The following is a 20,481-nucleotide window of genomic DNA, read 5'->3' as shown; positions in this document are numbered from 1 at the left end:
TCCGGGATCGAGAATTCGATGCCGGTCAACACCCTGGATACACCTGATGAAAAGCAACGCCATGAAAAGCAGCATCGGTTGGGCCTGGCTGCACACACTCGGCTCACCAAAAGGGTTTTACCGCATCAGCGCACGTCTGCTGCCGTGGCTGAGTGTGGCCGCTGCACTGCTGCTCGGCATCGGCATCATCTGGGGGCTGGCGTTTGCGCCGCCGGATTACCAGCAGGGCAACAGCTTCCGGATCATTTATATCCATGTGCCTGCCGCCATGCTGGCCCAGTCCTGCTACGTCATGCTGGCCCTGTGCGGCGTGGTCGGGCTGGTCTGGAAAATCAAACTGGCCGATGTCGCGCTGCAATGCGCTGCACCCATTGGCGCGTGGATGACCGCGCTGGCACTGGCGACCGGCGCGATCTGGGGCAAGCCGACCTGGGGCGCGTGGTGGGTCTGGGACGCGCGCCTGACCTCAATGCTGATTCTGCTGTTCCTGTATTTCGGCCTGATCGCGTTGGGCAATGCCATCAGCAACCGCGCCAGCGCTGCCAAGGCCTGTGCACTGCTGGCCATCGTCGGCGTGGTGAATATCCCGATCATCAAATATTCGGTCGAGTGGTGGAATACCCTGCACCAGGGCGCGACGTTCAGCCTTACGGAAAAACCGGCCATGCCTGCCGAAATGTGGCTGCCGTTGTTGTTCACGGTGTTGGGTTTCTACTGCTTCTTCGGCGTCGTATTGCTGCTGCGTATGCGCCTTGAAGTGCTGCGTCGCGAGTCGCGCACCCAGTGGGTCAAGGCCGAGGTTCTGCGGAGCCTGGGGCAAACGCCAGAACCGTCGGAGGGCAGGTCTTGAACTTCGCGTCATTCAGCGACTTTCTCGCCATGGGCCGCCACGGGCTGTTTGTCTGGTCGGCCTACGGTCTGTGCCTGTTGGTGTTGCTGATCAACGTGGCAATGCCGCTGGTGGCGCGCCAGCGGTTCCTGAAACAACAGGCGCGTCGCCTGAAACGGGAGAATCGTTGGTGAACCCGTTGCGCAAAAAACGTCTGTTGATCATTGCCGCCCTGCTGGCTGGCGTCGGGCTGGCCCTGACCCTGGCGCTCGGTGCGCTGAAGGAAAACATCAATCTGTTCTACACCCCAAGCCAGATCGCCAACGGCGAAGCACCGCTGGACACGCGCATTCGTGCTGGCGGCATGGTGGAAAAGGGCTCATTGCAGCGTTCGGCGGACTCGCTGGATGTGCGTTTTGTGGTCACCGATTTCAACAAGTCGGTGACCATCACCTATCGCGGCATTCTTCCCGATCTGTTCCGCGAAGGGCAGGGCATTGTCGCGTTAGGCAAGCTCAATGCGCAGGGTGTGGTGGTGGCCGATGAGGTGCTGGCCAAACATGACGAGAAGTACATGCCGCCCGAAGTCACCAAGGCGCTGCGCGACAGCGGCCAGGCGGTACCGGGCGGCTCTTCCACACCTGCGAAACAGGGCTGATCGATGATTCCCGAACTCGGCCATCTCGCGATGATTCTGGCACTCGGCTTTGCGCTGGTGCAGGCCATTATTCCGCTGATCGGTGCATGGCGCGGCGACCGCCTGTGGATGAGCCTGGCGCGTCCGGCGGCGTGGGGCCAGTTCAGTTTTCTGATCTTTGCCTTCGGTTGCCTGACCTACGCGTTCATGACCGACGACTTTTCCGTTACCTATGTGGCGCAGAATTCCAATACGGCGCTGCCCTGGTATTACAAATTCAGCGCCGTGTGGGGCGCGCATGAAGGCTCGTTGCTGCTCTGGGCGCTGATTCTCGGCGGCTGGACCTTCGCTGTTTCGGTGTTTTCCCGGCAATTGCCTCAGGTAATGCTGGCGCGGGTGCTCGCCGTGATGGGCATGATCAGCCTGGGCTTTCTGTTGTTTCTGATCCTCACCTCCAACCCGTTCGCCCGTCTTCTGCCGCAAATGCCTGCCAACGGACGCGATCTCAACCCCCTGTTGCAGGATATAGGCCTGATCGTGCATCCGCCGATGCTCTACATGGGCTATGTCGGTTTTTCCGTGGCCTTTGCCTTCGCCATCGCCGCCTTGCTTGGCGGCCGACTCGACGCCGCCTGGGCGCGCTGGTCGCGGCCATGGACGCTGGTGGCCTGGGCCTTTCTCGGTATCGGGATCAGCCTTGGCTCATGGTGGGCTTATTACGAACTGGGCTGGGGCGGCTGGTGGTTCTGGGACCCGGTGGAAAATGCCTCGTTCATGCCCTGGCTGGTGGGCACTGCGCTGATTCACTCGCTGGCGGTCACGGAAAAACGTGGCGTGTTCAAGAGCTGGACGGTATTGCTGGCGATTGCCGCTTTTTCCCTGAGCCTGCTGGGCACGTTCCTGGTGCGTTCCGGGGTGCTGACTTCGGTGCACGCCTTTGCCTCGGACCCGGCACGCGGCGTGTTCATTCTGATGTTCCTGCTGGTCGTGGTGGGCGGCTCGCTGACCCTGTTTGCGATTCGTGCGCCGGTGGTCAAAAGCCATGTCGGCTTCGGCCTGTGGTCGCGGGAAACCCTGTTGCTTGGCAATAACCTGTTACTGGTGACTGCTGCGTCGATGATCCTGCTGGGCACCCTTTATCCGCTGGTGATCGATGCCATGAGCGGAGCCAAGATGTCGGTCGGCCCGCCGTATTTCAATGCGCTGTTCGTACCGTTGATGGGGCTGTTGCTGGTGGTCATGGCGGTCGGCGTGCTGGTGCGCTGGAAGGACACACCGCTGAAATGGCTGCTGGGCATGCTCGCCCCGGTACTGGTCGGCAGCGCCGTGCTGGCGGTGATCGCCGCCCTGCTCATGGGCGATTTTCAGTGGGCGGTGCTGGCCACCTTCATGCTCGCCGCCTGGGTGCTGCTGGCCGGGGTCCGCGACTTGCTCGACAAGACCCGTCACAAGGGCCTGCTTCGCGGCGCGCTTGGCCTGACCCGCAGTTATTGGGGCATGCAGTTGGCGCACCTTGGTATCGTGGTGTGCGCGCTGGGCGTGGTGTTGTCCAGCCAGAACAGCGCCGAGCGCGATTTGCGCATGGCCCCTGGCGAGTCCACTGAGCTGGGCGGTTACGTCTTTGTATTCGAGGGCGCGAAGCATTATGAAGGGCCGAACTTCACCTCCGATCGCGGCACCGTTCGCGTCTTGCGCAACGGGCTTCAGCTCACCGAGCTGCACCCGGAAAAACGTCTGTACAGCGTGCAACAGTCAATGATGACCGAAGCAGGCATTGATGCCGGTTTCAGCCGTGATCTTTACGTAGCATTGGGTGAACCGCTGGGCAATGGCGCCTGGGCCGTACGGGTTCACGTCAAACCGTTTGTGCGCTGGATCTGGCTCGGCGGTCTGCTGACCGGTCTGGGTGGTGTGCTGGCGGCGTTTGACCGTCGTTATCGCACGCGGGTCAAAAGCAAGGTGCGCGAGGCATTGGGCATGTCGGGAGCTGCACTGTGAAACGCTGGGTCATGCTCCTTCCACTGGCGTTGTTTCTCGGCGTGGCGGCGTTCCTGTATCGCGGTTTGTATCTGGACCCCGCCGAGCTGCCGTCGGCGCTGATCGGCAAGCCGTTTCCGCAGTTTTCGCTGCCCGAAGTTCAAAGCAGCCGCGTATTGACCCGCGCCGACCTGCTGGGCAAACCCGCACTGGTCAACGTCTGGGGCACCTGGTGCGTGGCCTGTCGGGTGGAGCATCCTGTGCTGACCCGGCTGGCGCAGCAGGGCGTGCTGATCTACGGCGTTAACTACAAGGACGTCAACGCCGACGCGCTGAAATGGCTCAAGGAATTTCACGATCCTTATCAGCTGAATATCCGTGACGACGACGGCTCGCTGGGGCTGAACCTGGGCGTGTACGGTGCGCCGGAGACCTTCCTGATCGACCGTCAGGGCATTATTCGTTACAAGCATGTCGGGGTCATCGATGAGGCTGTGTGGCGAGAAAAGCTCGCTGCCCGTTACCAGCAATTGGTTGATGAGGCGCAGCCATGAAGCGCTGCCTGATGATTGTCCTGCTCAGCGTGCTGTGCTCAGGCATCGCCCACGCTGCCATCGACGCCTACACTTTTCGCGACGAGGCCGAGCGTGCACGCTACAGCGAACTGACCAAGGAACTGCGCTGCCCCAAATGCCAGAATCAGGACATCGCCGATTCCAACGCGCCTATTGCCGCTGACTTGCGCAAGGAAATCTACCGCATGCTGGGTGAAGGGCAGAGCAATCAGCAGATCATCGACTTCATCGTTGATCGCTACGGTGACTTCGTTCGTTACAAACCCAGCCTCAATGCGCGCACCTGGTTGCTCTGGTTCGGCCCGGCCGGTCTGCTGATCGGCGGTCTGGTGGTGATCTGTTTCATCGTCGGGCGGCGTCGCAAGGCGAACTCCGAACAGGCCGATGTGCTTTCCGAGGATGAGCGACAACGCCTCGCCGCTTTGCTGGATGACCACCGCCCATGACCGATTTCTGGATCGCGACCGGGCTTCTCTTGCTCGTGGCGCTGGGGTTTCTGCTGATACCGGTGCTGCGCGGCCATCGTGCGCAACGTGAAGAAGATCGCACAGCCCTGAACGTGGCGTTGTATCAGGAGCGGCTTAGCGAGTTGCAGGTTCAGCAAGAGCAGGGCGTGTTGTCGGTGACGCAATTGCAAGGCGCTCGTGCCGAAGCTGCGCGCAAGCTGCTCGCCGACACTGAAGGCGCAGAGCCTGCCCGCACATCGCGTCTGGGCAAGCCCTCGCTGGTGCTGGCTGCGGTGCTGGTCCCTGTATTGGGGCTGGCGGGTTATCTGCAACTGGGTGCCAGTGACCGGGTTGAACTGAGCCGCGAATTCGCTCGACCACCAACCTCGCTGGCAGACCTGACCCAGCGCCTGGAGCGCAGCGTGCAGGCTCAGCCGGATTCAGCCGAAAACCTGTATTTTCTGGCGCGCAGCTACATGGCGCAGAACCGCCCCGGTGACGCCGCGCAGATGTTCGAGCGCTCGGTGGCACTGGCCGGAAGATCGCCAGAGTTGCTCGGGCAGTGGGCACAGGCGTTGTATTTCGCCAGCGACAAACACTTCACCGCACAGGTGCAGGCGCTGACCGACGAAGCGCTGCAGGCCGACCCCAACGAAGTCACCAGCCTCGGCCTGCTGGGGATTGCCGCGTTCGAAACACAGCGTTATCAGGCAGCCGTGGATTACTGGACCCGCCTGCTGGCGGCGTTGCCCGCGCAGGACGCTTCGCGCTCGGCGCTGGAAGGCGGCATAGCCCGCGCCAGAGAAAACCTTGCCGGGCAGGCCGCGCCGGTCAAGGCCAGGGCGCTCAAGGTGCGTGTCACGCTGGCTGCCTCGCTCAAGGGTAATGTTCAACCGGGTGACAGCGTGTTCATCTTCGCCCGTGCAATCAACGGCCCGGCCGCGCCACTGGCGGTCAAACGCATCACGGTGGCGGACCTGCCTGCCGAGGTTGAACTGAGTGATGCCGATGCAATGATGCCGCAACTGAACCTGTCGAACTTTGCGCAAGTCCAACTGGTTGCGCGAGTGTCTCGCGCAGGGCAGCCAACCACCGGTGAGTGGGTTGGCCGCAGTCAGCCGCTGGCCAGCGATACTCAGGCGCAGCAGGCGTTGATCATCGACAGTCCGGATAACTAGAGAAATCGCTTATGTACCGTACCGCACGCATCACCTTGTTGGGGCTGGTCGTTGGCCTGAGTGCCTGTGCTGTCCAGCATCCGGCACCGCCTCACAGCCAGGATCCGATCCTTAACCTGCCGGGCGGCCAGCAACCCGGCGCACCGCGCCCGAACACGGCGCCTGCCGAGCCTGCCAAAGCGCCAGCCGCAGCGCCGAAGACCTCGGCCAGTTTCGCCCCGCCACCGGGCGGTGGCAGCCATTGGGACCCGCGCCTGGGGGTGTACGTGATGGACGATCAGCCCAACACCTTCTATCGCCAGCGTACTTACTATCAGTGGAACAACGGCTGGAGCTGGGCAACCAACCCTAACGGTCCGTGGCAGGCGACCGACGCCAGCGGCGTTCCGGCCGGGCTGGGTAAGCAGTTCAGTAACTGATTCAAGCCTGCAAATGAAAACGGCGACCTGATGGGTCGCCGTTTTGCGTTTCGGGGGACTTATTTGCCCGGATAGATCTGGTCGAACACACCACCGTCAATGAAGTGGGTCTTCTGCACTGTGCGCCAGTCACCGAAGGTTTTCTCGACCGACAGGAAGTCCACTTTCGGGAAGCGGTCGGTGTATTTGGCCAAGACCTGCGGATCACGTGGGCGCAGGTAGTTTTTCGCCGCGATTTCCTGACCTTCCGGTGACCACAGGTATTTCAGGTAATCTTCGGCCAAGGCGCGGGATTTTTTCTTGTCCACGACCTTGTCGACCACACTCACTGGCGGCTCGGCTTCTGCCGACACGGACGGGTAGACCACTTCAAACTGGTCGCGACCGAATTCACGAGCGATCATTTCCGCTTCGTTTTCGAAGGTCACCAGCACGTCGCCGATCTGGTTAGTCATGAACGTTGTGGTCGCGCCTCGACCGCCCGTGTCGAGCACGGGCACATGGCGGAACAGTTCACCGACGAATTTCTTCGCGGCCGCTTCATCGCCACCTTTTTTCAGGGTGTAGCCCCAGGCCGACAGGTACGTGTAGCGGCCGTTGCCCGAGGTTTTCGGGTTAGGCACGATGACTTCCACGCCATCCTTGATCAGGTCCGGCCAGTCTTTCAGGGCTTTCGGGTTGCCCTTGCGCACGATAAAAACAGTGGCCGAGGTGAACGGCGCACTGTTATTCGGCAGGCGGCTGACCCAGTCTTTCGGCACCAGCTCGCCATTGTCGGCCAGCGCGTTGATATCGGTCGCCATGTTCATGGTGATGACGTCAGCCGGCAGCCCGTCGATGACCGAGCGCGCCTGCTTGCTCGAACCGCCAAAGGACTCTGCACGGTCACGTCTTCATTTTTCTCGGCTTTCCAATGCTTCTGGAAGGCGCTGTTGTAGTCCTTGTAGAAATCACGCATCACGTCGTAGGAGACGTTGAGCAGCGTCGGGGCTGCCTGGGCAGCGCTGGCAAAGGCCAGGCCAGCGGCCAGTAGCGAGGCGGCGAAGAGTTTATTCACTGCAGGGTCCTTGAGATGAAGAATTGTGTGTAAAGCCTGATGGCGTAATGCCGCGACACTATCAGTATCGCGCCTGCTGTTTAAAGACTGAAAAGGTCTTTGCTTATGCCTTGGACTCTACTTTTGCAAACAATTGATTACCGCAGCGTGAGCAGAACGCCGCGCCGTGTTCGTGGAAGTTCTTCGAGCACACCGGGCAATCGTGTTTCAACTGTTCGCCGCGCATGGCGTTGGCCAGTTCGGCGGTGAATATACCGGTGGGCACGGCGATGATCGAGTAGCCGATGATCATCACCAGCGACGAGAGCATCTGCCCGACCGGCGTCTTCGGCACGATATCGCCAAAGCCCACAGTGGTCAGGGTCACGATAGCCCAGTAAATGCCTTTGGGGATGCTGGTGAAGCCGTGCTCCGGGCCTTCGATCACGTACATCAGCGTGCCGAACACCGTGACCAGAGTGGAAACAGTGACCAGAAACACGATGATCTTCTGCTTGCTGCCGCGCAGCGCAGCAAGCAAATAGTTGGCCTGGCGCAGGTAAGTGCCGAGCTTGAGCACCCGGAAAATCCGTAGCATACGGATGATCCGCACGATCAGCAGGTATTGCGCGTCGCTGTAATAGATCGACAGAACCCCCGGCACAATGGCCAGCAGGTCGACCAGCCCGTAGAAACTGAACGCGTACTTCAGCGGTCGGGGCGAGCAGTACAGGCGCAGGATGTATTCGATCGCGAACAGCAGCGTAAAGCCCCATTCGATCCAGGCGAACAGCATTGCGTAATCGCGATGAATACTCTCGATGCTGTCGATGACCGTGACCAGCAGGCTGAGCAGAATCGCGACCAGCACAATCTTGTCAAACGTTCTGCCAGCAGGCGTATTCGCCTCGAAAATAACGATATGCAACCGCTCGCGGCGGCTGAGAGAGGTGTCCATGGTGCTTCCCGATTCGAATATCGGCAGAGCCTAGGAGCATGGGCGGGTGAGTGCAAGTGCGTTGGCACCCCATTCAAAGATCGGATGCAGAGCGTCCAGAACAGCGTTACTACGCTGGAGGGTCAGGAACGATAACCTCAACTATCCTCATTGACGAAAGCGCAAGGTTGCCGAGGGCAACTCGCCGTAGTACTTGCGATATTCCTGCGAGAACCGCCCCAGGTGCGCAAACCCCCATTTCATTGCGATATCGGTCACCGAATCGGTACCGGGGTTGCGCAATTCCAGGTGTACGCGCTCCATGCGTACGTTGCGCAGGAACGCCATCGGACTGATGTTGCGAAACTCCCGGAACCCGGAAAATAGCGTACGCACGCTGACCCCCGCATGCTCGGCCAGTTGTTCGATGGACAGCGGCTCATGAGCGTGGGCGAGGATGAACTCTTCGGTGCGTTTGACAAAGTACGGCGAAACCCGACGGGCCGGTTCCGGCGCGCTCAACGGGTTTTGCAGGGTGTTTGGCTGCCCGTAGATAAGGGCATTGATCAGCGTCGCTTCAAACTGCTTGAGCACCAGCGGGTTATGGATGGGGTGCCCGTCGCAGGCCAGTGCATCGGCCAGTGCACCGAGCAACTGCAGAAAGTAGCTCGCGTTAGGATGGGTCAGCAGCAGTTCGGGTTTGAAGCGCAGCGGGGTTTTCAAACCATGGCCCAGATGCTGGGCACAATGTTTTTCGACCTCTTGCCGATCCAGACGCAAGGCCAGTTGTGGAGCATCGGCGGCCCAGCGCATCGAAACCGGTGTGTCGGGCGAGATGATTGAGGCGCATTGTGCCGAGGACGTAAAACGCACGCCGTCACAGTGGATCTCGGCACTGCCGCGCGTTGGAATCTGAATCAGAAAGAAATTTTCCAGTCGGCCCGGATCGATGCTCACCGGCACCCCGTACTCCAGCCGGCTCAACGACAGCTTGCCCAGATGCACATGGTGCATGGAAGCACTGACTTCCTGCGTGGATGTCGCCACCTTCAGATCATGAGGTTTGAATACCTTGCCCACCTGTTCACGAATGCGTTCCCGGTCATGCAGCAAAAAGAGACGGTTCTGCGCTGTAAACAGCGGCGTGTTTTCAAAAAGCGCCCCACCCAATTCCGAATTCATGGCAACTCTCACTCGTGCACGGTTTCAAGGCAGCTTGAGTCTTTATGTCACCCGCCATTTTCACACTGCGGATAACGCTCGCAGTTTCTGGATACTGCGGCCGCTCTGCTGTTTCTTTTTGGCCACTTTTTTGTGGTCCTGACGAGTACTTAGCAAACGCCACGCCAGTTCTACGCATGCGGATTTATTGCGTATCGAAAGAAAAAAAGCGTTGTGCAACTTTCCGCGCCGTCCGGACAGGGCCCGCAGCCAGCGGATAGTGGATCCCGTTCAAGGCTCGCAAGATTGGCTCCAACTTCACACGATGTTGGAGACTCGCAAATGAACGGTCGCTATGTCAGCGTCAATGCGCACGATGGAAGACAGTTCCAGGCCTACGTGGCCACTGCAATCGGTGGAAGCGGCCCCGGAGTGGTGCTTTGCCAGGAAATATTCGGGGTCAATCAGGCAATGCGCGACGTTGCCGACTTCCTCGCCGAGGAAGGCTACAGCGTACTGGTGCCCGATCTGTACTGGCGGCAGAAGCCTGGCGTCGAGCTGGGTTACAGCGAAGAGGATTTTCAGCAGGCGTTCGGTTTTTATCAGGCGTTTGACGAGCGTGCCGGTGTCGATGACATTCGCGCCAGCCTGCATGCCCTGCGCCAACTGCCTGAATGCACCGGCAGTGCTCAAGGGGTGGTGGGTTATTGCCTGGGCGGCAAGCTGGCGTATCTGGCCGCCTGCCGCCTACCCGAGGTGGCGTGTGCAGTTGGCTATTACGGGGTTGGCATAGAGAAGGCGCTGGCCGAGCTGGAAGGGCTGCAAGGTCGCCGTCTGGTGTTGCACGCTGCCGAGCTGGATCAATTCTGCCCCACAGAGGCCCGTGCCGAGATATTTGCCGCCGCACAGAACACGCCGGGCGTGGAAACCTACCTTTATCCCGGCGTCGATCACGCCTTCGCCCGTCCCAACGGCCACCACTTCAACAAGCCCGCCGCGCTGATGGCGCATGAACGCACTGTGGCGGCACTGCGCCGCACGCTTGGCCCCGAATACGACCTGTCAGCGCTCTGGGAAGAGCACATTCGCCATGAGTTCGAGACCCGTGACGTGCCCGCAACCATGGCCACCATGGTTGCCGAACCGTACGTCAATCACATTCCGACCATGACCGGCGGTGTCGGCCATGCGCAATTGAGCCGCTTCTATCAGCACCATTTTGTGCACGGCAACCCGCAGGACATGGCGCTGACGCCTATTTCCCGAACGGTGGGCGCTACCCAGATCGTCGACGAATTCATCATGACCTTTACCCACGACAGCGAGATCGACTGGATGCTGCCGGGCGTCGCTCCCACGGGGCGCAAGGTGCAGATACCGATGCTTGGCGTGGTGAAGTTTCGAGGCCCCAGGCTTTGTCACGAGCACATCTATTGGGACCAGGCCAGCGTGCTGGTGCAGGTCGGTCTGCTCGACCCGTCCGGGCTGCCCGTCGCCGGGGTTGAAACCGCCCGCAAACTGCTTGATGAGAGCCTGCCTTCCAACAGCCTGATGCCCAACTGGGCGAACAGTGCCGACCAAAGCGCCTGAGGATTAACCATGTCTACATTTCTGAACTCCGATGCCTTGCACGGCAAGGTCGCTTTGATCAGCGGCGGCGCAACACTGATCGGCATGGCCGTGGCCCGTGGACTGATCGATGCTGGCGCGCGAGTGGCGCTGTTCGACATTGACGCCGAAGCCGGTCAGCGCGCTGCCGAACAGCTGGGCAAGCAGGCGCGATTTTTCCCCGTTGATATCACCAGGGATGAAGAGATCAGCGAAGCCCTGACCGGGGTGCGCCAGGTGTTGGGCTCGGTAAACCTGCTGATCAACCTGGCCTGTACCTATCAGGATGACGGCTTTGCTTCCTGCCGCGAAGACTGGCTGCAAGCATTGAACGTCAATCTGGTTTCGGCCATCGCTCTGGCTCAGGCCGTACACGACGATCTCAAGGCCAGTGGCGGTGCGATTGTCAATTTCTCTTCCATTTCTGCGGGCTGCGCGCAGACCGGTCGCTGGCTGTACCCGGTTTCCAAGGCGGCGATCAAACAATTGACCCGCAGCATGGCTATGGACTTAGCCCCCGACGGCATTCGTGTCAATTCGGTATCACCGGGCTGGACCTGGTCGCGGGTAATCGCCGAGGTCAGTGGTGGCGATCGCGCCAAAGCCGATCAGGTGGCGGCTTCGTATCACCTGCTGGGCAGGCTCGGCGAGCCCGCTGAAGTGGCCAACGTCGTGACTTTCCTGTGCTCGTCAGCAGCCAGCTTTGTCACCGGTGCCGACTATGCCGTGGACGGCGGCTATTCGGCGATGGGGCCCGAGCAGAACCTGTCTGCCATCCCGCGCCTGGCGCAGTGATGGCTTCGGTAGACACGCAGCCTTTTCATAACGCTTGGCCCCGGTGTGACACGCCTACCCACTCACAACAACAGGAATGCCATCATGCGTCGTATTGCAATCGTCGGAGCCGGCCAGGCCGGTCTGCAACTCGCTCTCGGGCTACTTGCCGAGGGCTATCACGTCACCCTGACCACCAACCGCACGGGCGAGCAGATTCGCAACGGCAAGGTCATGTCCAGCCAGTGCATGTTCAACACCTCGCTGCAGACCGAACGTGATCTGGGGCTCAACTTCTGGGAGCAGCAATGCCCGGCTGTCGAGGGTATCGGCCTGACCGTGCCGCACCCGGAGCTGCCCGGCGAGCAACTGTTCAGTTGGGCCGCGCGGCTGGATCGCTACGCTCAGTCAGTGGATCAGCGGGTGAAAATGCCGGTATGGATGGACGAGTTCGTCAAACGTGGCGGCGAGCTGGTCATTGCCGATGTGGGCATCGACGAGCTGGAAACCTTGTCGTTGAACCATGATCTGGTGCTGCTGGCCGCTGGCAAGGGCGAAGTGGTCAACCAGTTCGCCAAAGACCCGCAACGCACGCAGTTCAGTCAGCCGCAGCGGGCGCTGGCGCTGACCTACGTAAAGGGCATGACGCCGGTTTCGCCGTTTTCCAGGGTGGCGTTCAATCTGATTCCCGGAGTCGGCGAATACTTTGTGTTTCCTGCGCTGACCACCAGCGGCCCTTGCGAAATCATGGTGTTCGAAGGTATCCCCGGCGGCCCTCTGGACTGCTGGCAGGACATCAAGACGCCTGAAGCCCACTTGCAGAAAAGCCTGGAAATCGTTCGCCAGTACCTGCCCTGGGAAGCCGAGCGTTGCCACAACCTGAGCCTCACCGACGATCAGGGTTTCCTCTCCGGGCGCTTCACGCCGATGGTCCGCCGCCCGGTACTGACCCTGCCGTCCGGACGTCAGGTGTTGGGTATGGCTGACGCGCTGGTGGTCAACGACCCAATCACCGGACAAGGCTCCAACAACGCCGCCAAGTGCAGCAAGGTCTATCTGCAATCGGTGCTCGATCGTGGCGATCAAGCGTTCGATCAGGCGTGGATGGAGCAGACCTTCGAGCAGTACTGGAGCTACGCCCGGCATGTGGTGGAGTGGACCAACAGCATGCTCACGCCGCCGCCCCGGCATTTGCTCGAACTGCTCGGCGCGGCCAGCCAGTCACTGCCGCTGGCTTCTGCCATCACCAACGCGTTCGACGACCCGCGCCAGTTTGCTCCGTGGTGGTTCGACGCCGAACAATGCCAGGCCTTTATCCAGAAGAACAACAAACAAGCGGCATAAGACTGCTGCCAGAGGGAGCCCCTATGAGCACTGATATCGAAACCACCCAGCCACTGTGTGACGCGAAAGACTCTGACCCCCGCGACTTGCGCGGTCTGTTGGGCCAGTTCGCCACTGGCGTCACGGTCATAACGACCTGCACTGCCGACGGACGCAAGGTGGGCATGACCGCCAACTCGTTTTCATCGGTTTCGCTGGAGCCCGCGCTGGTGCTCTGGAGCCTGGCACGCAGCGCACCGAGCCTGAACGATTTCTGCGAGGCCAGCCACTTTGCGATCAACGTGCTCGGTGCCGAGCAGCATGGCCTGTCGCGGCACTTTTCCCGACCTTCCAGCGACAAGTTCGCCGGCGTGGCACACGCGGCCGGTACGGCTGGCGTACCGCTGCTCGATGACGTGGTCGCTACGCTGGTGTGCCGCAACGTGCGCCAGTACGAGGGCGGTGACCACCTGATCTTCATCGGCGAAATCGAGCATTACCGATACAGCGGCGCAGAACCGCTGGTCTTTCACGCAGGCCAGTACCGGATTGCCGCCGCGCACCCCGGACTGGCCCAGTAAGCCTGCCGCACGACATGCAGAAAAACGGGGAGATAAACGCATGAAAACGCAACTGATGTGTGTTTGCGGGGCGGGTTTATTGATCGCACAAGGGGCCGGTGCCTATGACTTGCCGGTGGTCAATCTGGGCCTGACCAGCTTTCTGGACGGCGGTTTGCCCGCAGGTCCCGGATGGTACTTGCAAGAGTATTTCCAGAATTACAGCGCTGATCGCCTGCGCGACAAGGACGGCAAAGCCCTGGGTTTGCCTAAGCAGGATCTGGATTATCAGGTCGCGGTGACGCAGCTCAGCTACCTGTCGAACGTGCGTCTGGGCAACGCCAGCCTGGGGCTGAACGCAGTATTGCCTGTGGTGACGCGCATGAAGGTCGACGACGGGCTGAACAACGCCGCGTTGCGCGGCCAGACCGGTATGGGCGATCTGTTGATCGGGCCGTTCATTCAGTTCGACCCGGTGATGGGGCCGGCCGGGCCGCGCTTCGTGCAGCGCATTGAGTTGCAGGTCAACCTGCCTACCGGCGAGTACGACGACAAACACGCAATTAACCCTGTCAACAACGCCTGGTCGTTCAATCCGTATTGGGCTGCGACCTACTGGTTCACGCCGAAGTGGACGGCGTCGGTTCGCGCGCACTACTTGTACAACGGCAAGAATGACGACCCGGCACAGTCGTTCGGCAATGTCAGCGATATTCAGGCAGGGCAGGCGCTGCACGCCAACTTCGCGACTGAGTATGCGGTCACCGATCAGCTTCGGCTGGGGATCAACGGTTACTGGCTCAAGCAGATCACCGACACCCAGGTCGACGGTCACGACGTTTCCGGGCGTAGGGAAAAAGTCTGGGCAATCGGGCCAGGTGCGATGTACAGCTTCTCTCAAAACGACCATGTGTTCGTCAACGCGTACTTCGAACAGGATGTCGAAAATCGTCCTGACGGCAGTCGCGTGCAGATGCGCTACGTTCACCATTTTTAAATCACCGCAGGCGCTGCTCCACAGCTGACTCGGGTTTTGCCTGTCGTTGCGACAGGCTTTTTTTCTGCGTGCGAGTTTTCGATATGACCATTCCTTCTAATAGCTCTGCACCCAGCAGGCCTGCACTGATTTGCCGGACCAACCTCAAAGGTCAGATCAAACACTGCTCCGATGGATTTGCCCGCGAGCATGGTTACGCTCGCGATGAGCTGCTGGGGGCCTCGGTGACGCTGCTTCGTCACGAGTTGATGCCCGCCGCTGTCTTTGCAAGCCTGTGGTCGACGCTGGGCCAAGGCACACCGTGGATGGGCATCGTCTGCAACCGTCACAGGGACGGCAGCCAGCGTTGGCATAATGTGTACATCAAACCGGTGTATGGCAGCGAAGGTGTGCAGGGTTACGGTGCCATCTATCTGCCACTAAGCAGTGAGCAACAACACCGTGCCCAGGTATTTTTTGCCCGCTGGCAGCGTCGTGGCTCGCCGGTCTCGGCGGTTGCGGCGGTTGCGGCGATGACTCGCTGGTTGTCGTGGAGCTGGCCGACTCTGCTGGTCGGTTCCGGCATCGCTCTGGCCTGCGCGGGGCTGGAGTCGGCCTGGCTGCAAGGTGTCAGCGCATTGCTGGGTGTCCTTGTGCTCACGGGTTGGCAGAGCTGGCGTCAAAACCGGCAAGTGCGGGCGGTACTGGCGTCGCACCCCAAAGCGTTCGCCGCCCCTGCGCTGGCCGGGTTGTACGCTGACCTGAGCGCTACGCCAGCGTTGGTCAACATGGCCTTGATCGCCGGGGAGGCGCGTCTGCAAACCGCCCTCAGCCGGATTGGCATGAGTGGCCGGTTGATTGACGAGCACATGGGCGCGCTGCATGAACTGATCGGACACGAGGCACGGCGACTCGAAGAGCAGCGCAGTGAATCCGATCAGTCGGTGGTGGCGTTGAGCGAGATGACTGCGACCATCCAGGAAGTCTCTCGCAACCTGCAACACAGTGCTGAAGCCACCGGCCAGGCGGTGGAACAATCCAGTCAGGGGCAAGCCCTGGCTGAACAGAGCTTGTCGGCCATGCAGCGGTTGAATGCCTCGGTCGCCGAAATTTCCGCTGCGGCCGGCGAGCTTTCGACGGCAACCGAATCCATCGGCAGCATCACTGACATCATCAGCAACATTGCCGGACAGACCAACCTGCTGGCGCTCAATGCCGCCATCGAAGCCGCGCGTGCCGGTGATGCCGGGCGCGGCTTCAGCGTGGTGGCCGATGAGGTTCGGCAACTGGCGACCCGCACCCAGGAAGCCACGCTGAATATTCAGCCGCTGTTGCAGCGTTTTCGCCAGACCACCGAACAGACGGTGCAGCTCACCCATGAGGGGCAGACGCTTTCCCGGCAAGGCATGACAGCGGTCACGTCGGTGCGTGAAAGTTTCTCTCAGGTCAACGAAGCGCTGGACCGGATTTCCTCCATGAGCGTACAGATCTCCAGCGCCATGGAGCAGCAGGGGCAGGTCGCTGAAGACCTGAACCAGCAAGCCATGCGGATCGCCGACGCCTCGCGACAAAGTGCGGCCAAGGCACTGGATGGCCGACGCATCAGTGAGGAAATCGGCCATCAGGTGGAGGGTTTGAGGAGCCTCGCCGAGCGCTTTGATCGTTAGCGGTTACGGCTACTGTCTCGCCAGGCTGAAGATTTGTGACGCAGAGCGTCACGAACTGCATGCCAACGCGGAGCATTGGCACGATAGTTATAAGTCTCGTGGGGGCCTGCGGCCAATCAAAGCAGATTTGTGGATGACAAAGAGCGTTGCACAGGGGCGATCAGTGTCGGCTGCCGCGTTCCAGCGTCTGCGAGGGCAGCTCGCCGAACAGGCGCTGGTAGTCCTGTGCAAAGCGCCCCAGATGATTGAAGCCCCATTGCGAGGCAATGGCCGCGATGTTGTAGCCACTGTGCCCCTGCAACAGGCTGCGTCGCGCCGACTGGAGTCGAAAACGCTTGAGGTAGGCCACGGGCGAGACGCCGAAGTGCGTCTTGAAACTGTCGTGCAGTTTCTGCGGCCCTATACCGGCCGCGCGTTCGATATCGATCAGGTGGATATCATCGCCGCAATGGTCTTCGATGAACTGTTGCGCCCGTTTCAGATAGGCCGGACAGCGGCTCTGGACCTTTTCGTTCAGGGCCGCCGAATAGTTGTTCGGTTGCGAGAGAATCAAGCCTTTGATCAGGCTGCGCTCCAGGTCCCGCGCCATCGGCAGGTGCTCGAAATAGTCGCAGTCGCCGTCCATTTCATCGACCAGATACCGCACCATGCGCCACCACGACGCCGTGGCACCCAGCTCCGCGTTGATACACGGCTCAAACACCAGCGGCGCCTGGGCCGGGCGCTCCAGCAACTCGTCCAGCACGCGCTGCATTGAGCAGCAGTCAATCGCCACCTGCAACTTGCGGCAGTTGCCGGTGATGCTCAGTCGCTGCGAGTCGAACGGCGAAATAATCAGCCCGGTTCCGGCATTGGAACGCAACAGCCCCTTGCCGCAGTCAAGCTCCTGCTCGCCGTCCAGCGGCAGGCTGATGCTGTAGCTCTTCAACGAACTGCCGGGCTCGACGCCGATCACCACATCGGTGCCGTACTGGATACGCCCCAGCACCGTAGACATTGCGCTGAGCACGTTCGCCGAATGTTCGAATTCCAGGCAATGCGGAGCGCTGGCCTGAAGGCTGTGCGGGCCGCAGATGGTCGACATCCAGGCCCGCGCGCCGTCCAGATCATGGTGCGCGGCATGAAGGCCATGGGCGCGCAAGTCGTTGGGCAAAACAGCTTCACTCTTCATATCGATGCCCTGCCGGTAGGTCTGCCGGTAAGTCCGGTCTGGTTCTGATCAGGTTCTGCTCACGTTACTGCAGCGCGTATGCCGCCTCTATCCACTTACTGCAAATAACCGCAAAACGGATACGTTCTGCCGGGAAAACGGATAGAAGGGCAGTGCTGCGGGGCGTTCAATCAGTTCAAGGCTGATGACTCTAAAAAGGAGCCCCCTGATGAGCAGCGCAAAAACCGTAAGCCAATGGCAGCACTTTGTTGAAGGTTGTCTGGATTTTCGTCCCGTCGAAGGTGTGTACCGCATTGCCCGGGAGATGTTCACCGAGCCCGAGCTGTTCGATCTGGAGATGGAACTGATCTTCGAAAAGAACTGGATCTACGCCTGTCATGAAAGCGAAATTGCCAATAATCACGACTTCATGACAATGCGCGCCGGTCGCCAGCCGATGATCATCACCCGTGATGGCAGCGGCCAGCTCAATGCATTGATCAACGCCTGTCAGCATCGCGGCACCACCCTGACCCGGGTCGGCAAGGGTAACCAGTCGACGTTTACCTGCCCGTTCCATGCCTGGTGTTACAAAAGCGATGGTCGCCTGGTGAAGGTCAAGGCGCCCGGCGAGTACCCGGAAGGCTTCGACAAGGCCACGCGTGGTCTGCGCAAGGCGCGCATCGAAAGCTACAAGGGGTTTGTTTTCATCAGCCTCGATGTGCATGGCAGCGACAGCCTTGCCGACTACCTGGGCGATGCCAAGGTGTTTTTCGACATGATGGTCGCGCAGTCGGCTACCGGTGAACTGGAAGTGCTGCCGGGCAAGTCGGCCTACACCTACGACGGCAACTGGAAACTGCAGAACGAAAACGGTCTGGACGGTTATCACGTCAGTACCGTGCACTATAACTACGTCGCCACGGTGCAGCACCGCCAGCAGGTCAACGCCGAAAAGGGCGCAGCGGCGGGCAGTACGCTGGACTACAGCAAGCTGGGGGCCGGTGATGCAGACACCGACGACGGCTGGTTCTCGTTTCATAACGGTCACAGCCTGCTGTTCAGCGACATGCCCAACCCGAGCGTACGCCCCGGTTACGCGACCATCATGCCGCGCCTGGTGGAGGAATACGGGCAGAGCAAGGCTGAATGGATGATGCACCGGCTGCGCAACCTGAACATCTACCCGAGCATGTTCTTCCTCGACCAGATCAGCTCGCAACTGCGCATTATCCGCCCGCTGGCCTGGAACAAGACCGAAATCAACAGTTTCTGCCTGGGCGTCAAGGGTGAGTCCGACGCCGACCGCGAAAACCGCATCCGCCAGTTCGAAGACTTTTTCAATGTGTCCGGGCTGGGCACGCCGGATGACCTGGTGGAGTTTCGCGAGGCCCAGCGTGGCTTTCAGGCGCGCCTGGAACGCTGGAGCGACATCTCGCGCGGGTACGAAAAATGGGTCGACGGGGCAACACCCAACAGCGAGGCCATCGGCATCTCGCCGGTACTCACCGGCACCGAGTTCACCCACGAAGGGCTGTACGTCAATCAGCACGGTAACTGGCAGCGCTTCCTGCTTGAAGGGTTGGCACGCAAGGCCGCTGAAGAACACTCCCTGAAACTGCGTGAGGTCTGAACATGAGCGCCCAATTGCAGTACCGCATCGAGCAGTTCCTGTACCACATGGCCGAAGTCTGCGATGCCCAGGATTGGGATCGCTACCTGGACCTGTTCAGTGAAGACAGCGAGTTCCACCTGCCGCAGTGGGATTCGGAGCATGTCTACACCACCGATCCCAGAAAAGGCATGTCGCTGATCTATTACCCCAACCGCGGTGGCCTGGAAGATCGTGTCTACCGCCTGCGTACCGGCAAAGCGGCGTCAACCATCCCGATGCCGCGCACGCTGCACCTGATCAGCAATGTGCGCATCGCACCTGCGGGTGAGGGTGCAAATGGGCAGGCGGGCGAACTGGACGTGCAGGTCAACTGGCACACCCTGTATTACCGCCTGCAAGTTGCGGAGCAGTTCTTCGGACGCGCCAGCTATCGCCTGCGTCCTGATGGCGACAGCTGGAAAATCGCCCGCAAACACGTGGTGCTGCTCAACGACACCATCAACTCGGTGCTCGATTTCTATCACCTCTGAGGTAGCGGAGCGGACATGACTTATAAGGTCGCTTTCAGTTTTGCTGACGGCAAGACGCTGTTCTGCAACGTGCAGAACAATGAACTGTTGCTGGATGCTGCGTTACGCAGCGGGATCACGTTGCCGATGGATTGCCGCGAAGGCGTGTGCGCCACCTGTCAGGGGCGTTGCGAGTCGGGGCAGTACACCCAGGATTACGTGGACGATGAGGCGCTTTCGGCCAGCGACCTGGCGCAACGCAAGGTGCTGAGCTGCCAGACCCGGGTGAAGTCCGATGCGGCGTTCTACTTCGATTTCGCCTCCAGCCTGTGTGACAACACCGGCCCGAGCGCCCTTCAAGGCAAGGTCAGCCAGGTCGAACTGGTTTCGCAGGGCACCGCCATCGTGCAGGTGACGCTGGATGAGCAGAACAGTGGGCTGGATTATCTGCCCGGCCAGTACGCCCGGTTACAAATTCCCGGCACTGATCTGCGTCGCTCTTACTCGTTTGCCAATGCTCCCGGCAGTAACACGCTGGAGTTCCTGATTCGCCTTTTACCTGACGGGGCGATGAGCAACTACGTGCGTGACCGCTGCCAGGTGGGTGACGTGATTCAGTTCGAAGCACCACTGGGCACGTTCTACCTGCGCCATGTCGATCGGCCGCTGACGCTTGTTGCCGGAGGTACGGGGCTGTCCGCCTTCCTCGGCATGCTCGATCAGATCGCCGCCAAAGGAGGCTGCGGGCAGCCCGTGCATCTTTATTACGGCGTGCGTACGGCACAGGACCTTTGCCAGCTGGCGCGAATTGAAGCCTACAGCCAGCAGATTCCCGGGTTCAGGTTTGTCCCGGTGGTCAGCGAAGAGCAGGCCGACTGGAGCGGAAGGCGCGGTTACATCGTCGATCACCTGGACGCCGCTGCATTGGCCGAAGTACCCACGGACATTTACGTGTGCGGTCCGCCGCCGATGGTCGAGTCCATCAAGGACTGGCTGCACGGGCATTCGCTGGACGCCTCGCGTTTGTACTTCGAGAAATTCGCCGACAGCAGCGTTTGACCGGCCGCCTGACGCCAGTCGCTGCTCCAGAACAATTACCCAGCA

General features: G+C 60.5%; 20 protein-coding genes and 1 pseudogene. 17 read left to right on the top strand and 4 right to left on the bottom strand.

From position 1 onward, the window contains the following. The first annotated feature begins 46 nt into the window (after window positions 1–46). From AC4ANE_RS17990 to AC4ANE_RS17955, 8 genes are read left to right on the top strand one after another with little or no spacing between them, the layout of a single operon-like run. A complete protein-coding gene (locus AC4ANE_RS17990; RefSeq protein WP_002554223.1) occupies window positions 47–850 on the top strand; it encodes a heme ABC transporter permease in 804 nt (267 codons plus the stop codon). Further along, window positions 847–1,023, top strand: a complete 177-nt coding sequence (ccmD, locus tag AC4ANE_RS17985; protein ID WP_002554222.1) for a heme exporter protein CcmD — start codon at window positions 847–849, stop codon at window positions 1,021–1,023. The genes AC4ANE_RS17990 and ccmD overlap by 4 nt, the downstream gene beginning before the upstream one ends. Next, window positions 1,020–1,487: a cytochrome c maturation protein CcmE gene (ccmE, locus tag AC4ANE_RS17980; protein WP_002554221.1), complete on the top strand. Its 468-nt coding sequence runs from the start codon at window positions 1,020–1,022 to the stop codon at window positions 1,485–1,487. Before ccmD ends, ccmE begins: the two co-directional genes overlap by 4 nt. Before the next feature lie 3 nt (window positions 1,488–1,490). After that, window positions 1,491–3,464, top strand: coding sequence for a heme lyase CcmF/NrfE family subunit (locus tag AC4ANE_RS17975; protein WP_002554220.1), 1,974 nt, complete (start codon window positions 1,491–1,493; stop codon window positions 3,462–3,464). Further along, the gene (locus tag AC4ANE_RS17970; protein ID WP_002554219.1) at window positions 3,461–3,997 is read left to right on the top strand and encodes a DsbE family thiol:disulfide interchange protein; all 537 of its coding nucleotides are present in this window, start codon (window positions 3,461–3,463) and stop codon (window positions 3,995–3,997) included. The genes AC4ANE_RS17975 and AC4ANE_RS17970 overlap by 4 nt, the downstream gene beginning before the upstream one ends. Then, window positions 3,994–4,464, top strand: a complete 471-nt coding sequence (locus tag AC4ANE_RS17965; protein ID WP_002554218.1) for a cytochrome c-type biogenesis protein — start codon at window positions 3,994–3,996, stop codon at window positions 4,462–4,464. Before AC4ANE_RS17970 ends, AC4ANE_RS17965 begins: the two co-directional genes overlap by 4 nt. Then, a complete protein-coding gene (gene ccmI, locus AC4ANE_RS17960) occupies window positions 4,461–5,642 on the top strand; it encodes a c-type cytochrome biogenesis protein CcmI (protein WP_002554217.1) in 1,182 nt (393 codons plus the stop codon). The genes AC4ANE_RS17965 and ccmI overlap by 4 nt, the downstream gene beginning before the upstream one ends. An 11-nt stretch (window positions 5,643–5,653) precedes the next feature. Next, window positions 5,654–6,061, top strand: coding sequence for a hypothetical protein (locus AC4ANE_RS17955; RefSeq protein ID WP_002554216.1), 408 nt, complete (start codon window positions 5,654–5,656; stop codon window positions 6,059–6,061). Between the two features lie 59 nt (window positions 6,062–6,120). Here AC4ANE_RS17955 and AC4ANE_RS17950 read toward each other — a convergent pair. The 3 genes and pseudogenes from AC4ANE_RS17950 to AC4ANE_RS17940 all read right to left on the bottom strand — a co-directional run bounded on the left by AC4ANE_RS17950 (window position 6,121) and on the right by AC4ANE_RS17940 (window position 9,216). After that, window positions 6,121–7,118: pseudogene (locus AC4ANE_RS17950) on the bottom strand (sulfate ABC transporter substrate-binding protein). 103 nt (window positions 7,119–7,221) lie between these two features. Beyond that, complete coding sequence (locus AC4ANE_RS17945) at window positions 7,222–8,055, bottom strand: ion transporter (RefSeq protein ID WP_002554214.1); 834 nt, start codon at window positions 8,053–8,055, stop codon at window positions 7,222–7,224. Between the two features lie 147 nt (window positions 8,056–8,202). Beyond that, window positions 8,203–9,216: an AraC family transcriptional regulator gene (locus tag AC4ANE_RS17940; RefSeq protein ID WP_031595095.1), complete on the bottom strand. Its 1,014-nt coding sequence runs from the start codon at window positions 9,214–9,216 to the stop codon at window positions 8,203–8,205. A gap of 321 nt (window positions 9,217–9,537) precedes the next feature. Here AC4ANE_RS17940 and AC4ANE_RS17935 point away from each other — a divergent pair, with 321 nt between their 5' ends. From AC4ANE_RS17935 to AC4ANE_RS17910, 6 genes are all read left to right on the top strand, one after another. Beyond that, the gene (locus AC4ANE_RS17935) at window positions 9,538–10,785 is read left to right on the top strand and encodes a dienelactone hydrolase family protein (protein WP_031595093.1); all 1,248 of its coding nucleotides are present in this window, start codon (window positions 9,538–9,540) and stop codon (window positions 10,783–10,785) included. 9 nt (window positions 10,786–10,794) lie between these two features. Continuing rightward, entirely contained in the window at window positions 10,795–11,598 is an 804-nt protein-coding gene (locus AC4ANE_RS17930; protein WP_002554211.1) for an SDR family oxidoreductase, read from the top strand. A gap of 84 nt (window positions 11,599–11,682) precedes the next feature. Next, window positions 11,683–12,921, top strand: a complete 1,239-nt coding sequence (locus AC4ANE_RS17925; protein WP_031595090.1) for a styrene monooxygenase/indole monooxygenase family protein — start codon at window positions 11,683–11,685, stop codon at window positions 12,919–12,921. A 23-nt stretch (window positions 12,922–12,944) separates the two neighbouring features. After that, the gene (locus AC4ANE_RS17920) at window positions 12,945–13,481 is read left to right on the top strand and encodes a flavin reductase family protein (protein WP_002554209.1); all 537 of its coding nucleotides are present in this window, start codon (window positions 12,945–12,947) and stop codon (window positions 13,479–13,481) included. Between the two features lie 40 nt (window positions 13,482–13,521). Then, on the top strand, window positions 13,522–14,457 hold the full coding sequence (locus AC4ANE_RS17915) for a SphA family protein (RefSeq protein ID WP_460408440.1): 936 nt from the start codon (window positions 13,522–13,524) through the stop codon (window positions 14,455–14,457). 83 nt (window positions 14,458–14,540) lie between these two features. Next, window positions 14,541–16,103: a methyl-accepting chemotaxis protein gene (locus AC4ANE_RS17910; protein WP_031595087.1), complete on the top strand. Its 1,563-nt coding sequence runs from the start codon at window positions 14,541–14,543 to the stop codon at window positions 16,101–16,103. A gap of 160 nt (window positions 16,104–16,263) precedes the next feature. On the opposite strand, the gene AC4ANE_RS17905 is transcribed toward AC4ANE_RS17910, so the two are convergent. Beyond that, entirely contained in the window at window positions 16,264–17,274 is a 1,011-nt protein-coding gene (locus AC4ANE_RS17905) for an AraC family transcriptional regulator (protein ID WP_002554206.1), read from the bottom strand. A gap of 208 nt (window positions 17,275–17,482) precedes the next feature. Between AC4ANE_RS17905 and antA the strand changes: the two genes are divergently transcribed. Genes antA through antC form a run of 3 tightly spaced genes read left to right on the top strand, consistent with a single transcriptional unit; the run spans window position 17,483 to window position 20,436 of the window. Then, window positions 17,483–18,886 carry an anthranilate 1,2-dioxygenase large subunit gene (gene antA / locus AC4ANE_RS17900; protein WP_002554205.1) on the top strand — a complete coding sequence of 468 codons (1,404 nt, stop codon included), beginning with the start codon at window positions 17,483–17,485 and terminating at the stop codon, window positions 18,884–18,886. A 2-nt stretch (window positions 18,887–18,888) separates the two neighbouring features. Further along, window positions 18,889–19,398, top strand: a complete 510-nt coding sequence (gene antB / locus AC4ANE_RS17895) for an anthranilate 1,2-dioxygenase small subunit (protein ID WP_002554204.1) — start codon at window positions 18,889–18,891, stop codon at window positions 19,396–19,398. Window positions 19,399–19,413: 15 nt separating this feature from the next. Next, window positions 19,414–20,436 carry an anthranilate 1,2-dioxygenase electron transfer component AntC gene (gene antC / locus AC4ANE_RS17890; RefSeq protein WP_002554203.1) on the top strand — a complete coding sequence of 341 codons (1,023 nt, stop codon included), beginning with the start codon at window positions 19,414–19,416 and terminating at the stop codon, window positions 20,434–20,436. Window positions 20,437–20,481 lie beyond the last annotated feature (45 nt).

This window comes from Pseudomonas sp. Pme6b (assembly GCF_058129925.1).
Note: the sequence above shows the minus strand (reverse complement) of the source record. Positions and strands in the feature narration are given on the sequence as shown.

What these genes read in the sequence shown, in the direction of transcription:
- AC4ANE_RS17990 (WP_002554223.1), top strand. Translation starts at nt 47, where the DNA reads ATGAAAAGCAACGCCATGAAAAGCAGCATCGGTTGGGCCTGGCTGCAC.
- AC4ANE_RS17975 (WP_002554220.1), top strand. Translation starts at nt 1,491, where the DNA reads ATGATTCCCGAACTCGGCCATCTCGCGATGATTCTGGCACTCGGCTTT.
- AC4ANE_RS17965 (WP_002554218.1), top strand. Translation starts at nt 3,994, where the DNA reads ATGAAGCGCTGCCTGATGATTGTCCTGCTCAGCGTGCTGTGCTCAGGC.
- ccmI (WP_002554217.1), top strand. Translation starts at nt 4,461, where the DNA reads ATGACCGATTTCTGGATCGCGACCGGGCTTCTCTTGCTCGTGGCGCTG.
- AC4ANE_RS17955 (WP_002554216.1), top strand. Translation starts at nt 5,654, where the DNA reads ATGTACCGTACCGCACGCATCACCTTGTTGGGGCTGGTCGTTGGCCTG.
- AC4ANE_RS17945 (WP_002554214.1), bottom strand. Translation starts at nt 8,055, where the DNA reads ATGGACACCTCTCTCAGCCGCCGCGAGCGGTTGCATATCGTTATTTTC.
- AC4ANE_RS17940 (WP_031595095.1), bottom strand. Translation starts at nt 9,216, where the DNA reads ATGAATTCGGAATTGGGTGGGGCGCTTTTTGAAAACACGCCGCTGTTT.
- AC4ANE_RS17935 (WP_031595093.1), top strand. Translation starts at nt 9,538, where the DNA reads ATGAACGGTCGCTATGTCAGCGTCAATGCGCACGATGGAAGACAGTTC.
- AC4ANE_RS17930 (WP_002554211.1), top strand. Translation starts at nt 10,795, where the DNA reads ATGTCTACATTTCTGAACTCCGATGCCTTGCACGGCAAGGTCGCTTTG.
- AC4ANE_RS17925 (WP_031595090.1), top strand. Translation starts at nt 11,683, where the DNA reads ATGCGTCGTATTGCAATCGTCGGAGCCGGCCAGGCCGGTCTGCAACTC.
- AC4ANE_RS17920 (WP_002554209.1), top strand. Translation starts at nt 12,945, where the DNA reads ATGAGCACTGATATCGAAACCACCCAGCCACTGTGTGACGCGAAAGAC.
- AC4ANE_RS17915 (WP_460408440.1), top strand. Translation starts at nt 13,522, where the DNA reads ATGAAAACGCAACTGATGTGTGTTTGCGGGGCGGGTTTATTGATCGCA.
- AC4ANE_RS17910 (WP_031595087.1), top strand. Translation starts at nt 14,541, where the DNA reads ATGACCATTCCTTCTAATAGCTCTGCACCCAGCAGGCCTGCACTGATT.
- AC4ANE_RS17905 (WP_002554206.1), bottom strand. Translation starts at nt 17,274, where the DNA reads ATGAAGAGTGAAGCTGTTTTGCCCAACGACTTGCGCGCCCATGGCCTT.
- antA (WP_002554205.1), top strand. Translation starts at nt 17,483, where the DNA reads ATGAGCAGCGCAAAAACCGTAAGCCAATGGCAGCACTTTGTTGAAGGT.
- antB (WP_002554204.1), top strand. Translation starts at nt 18,889, where the DNA reads ATGAGCGCCCAATTGCAGTACCGCATCGAGCAGTTCCTGTACCACATG.
- antC (WP_002554203.1), top strand. Translation starts at nt 19,414, where the DNA reads ATGACTTATAAGGTCGCTTTCAGTTTTGCTGACGGCAAGACGCTGTTC.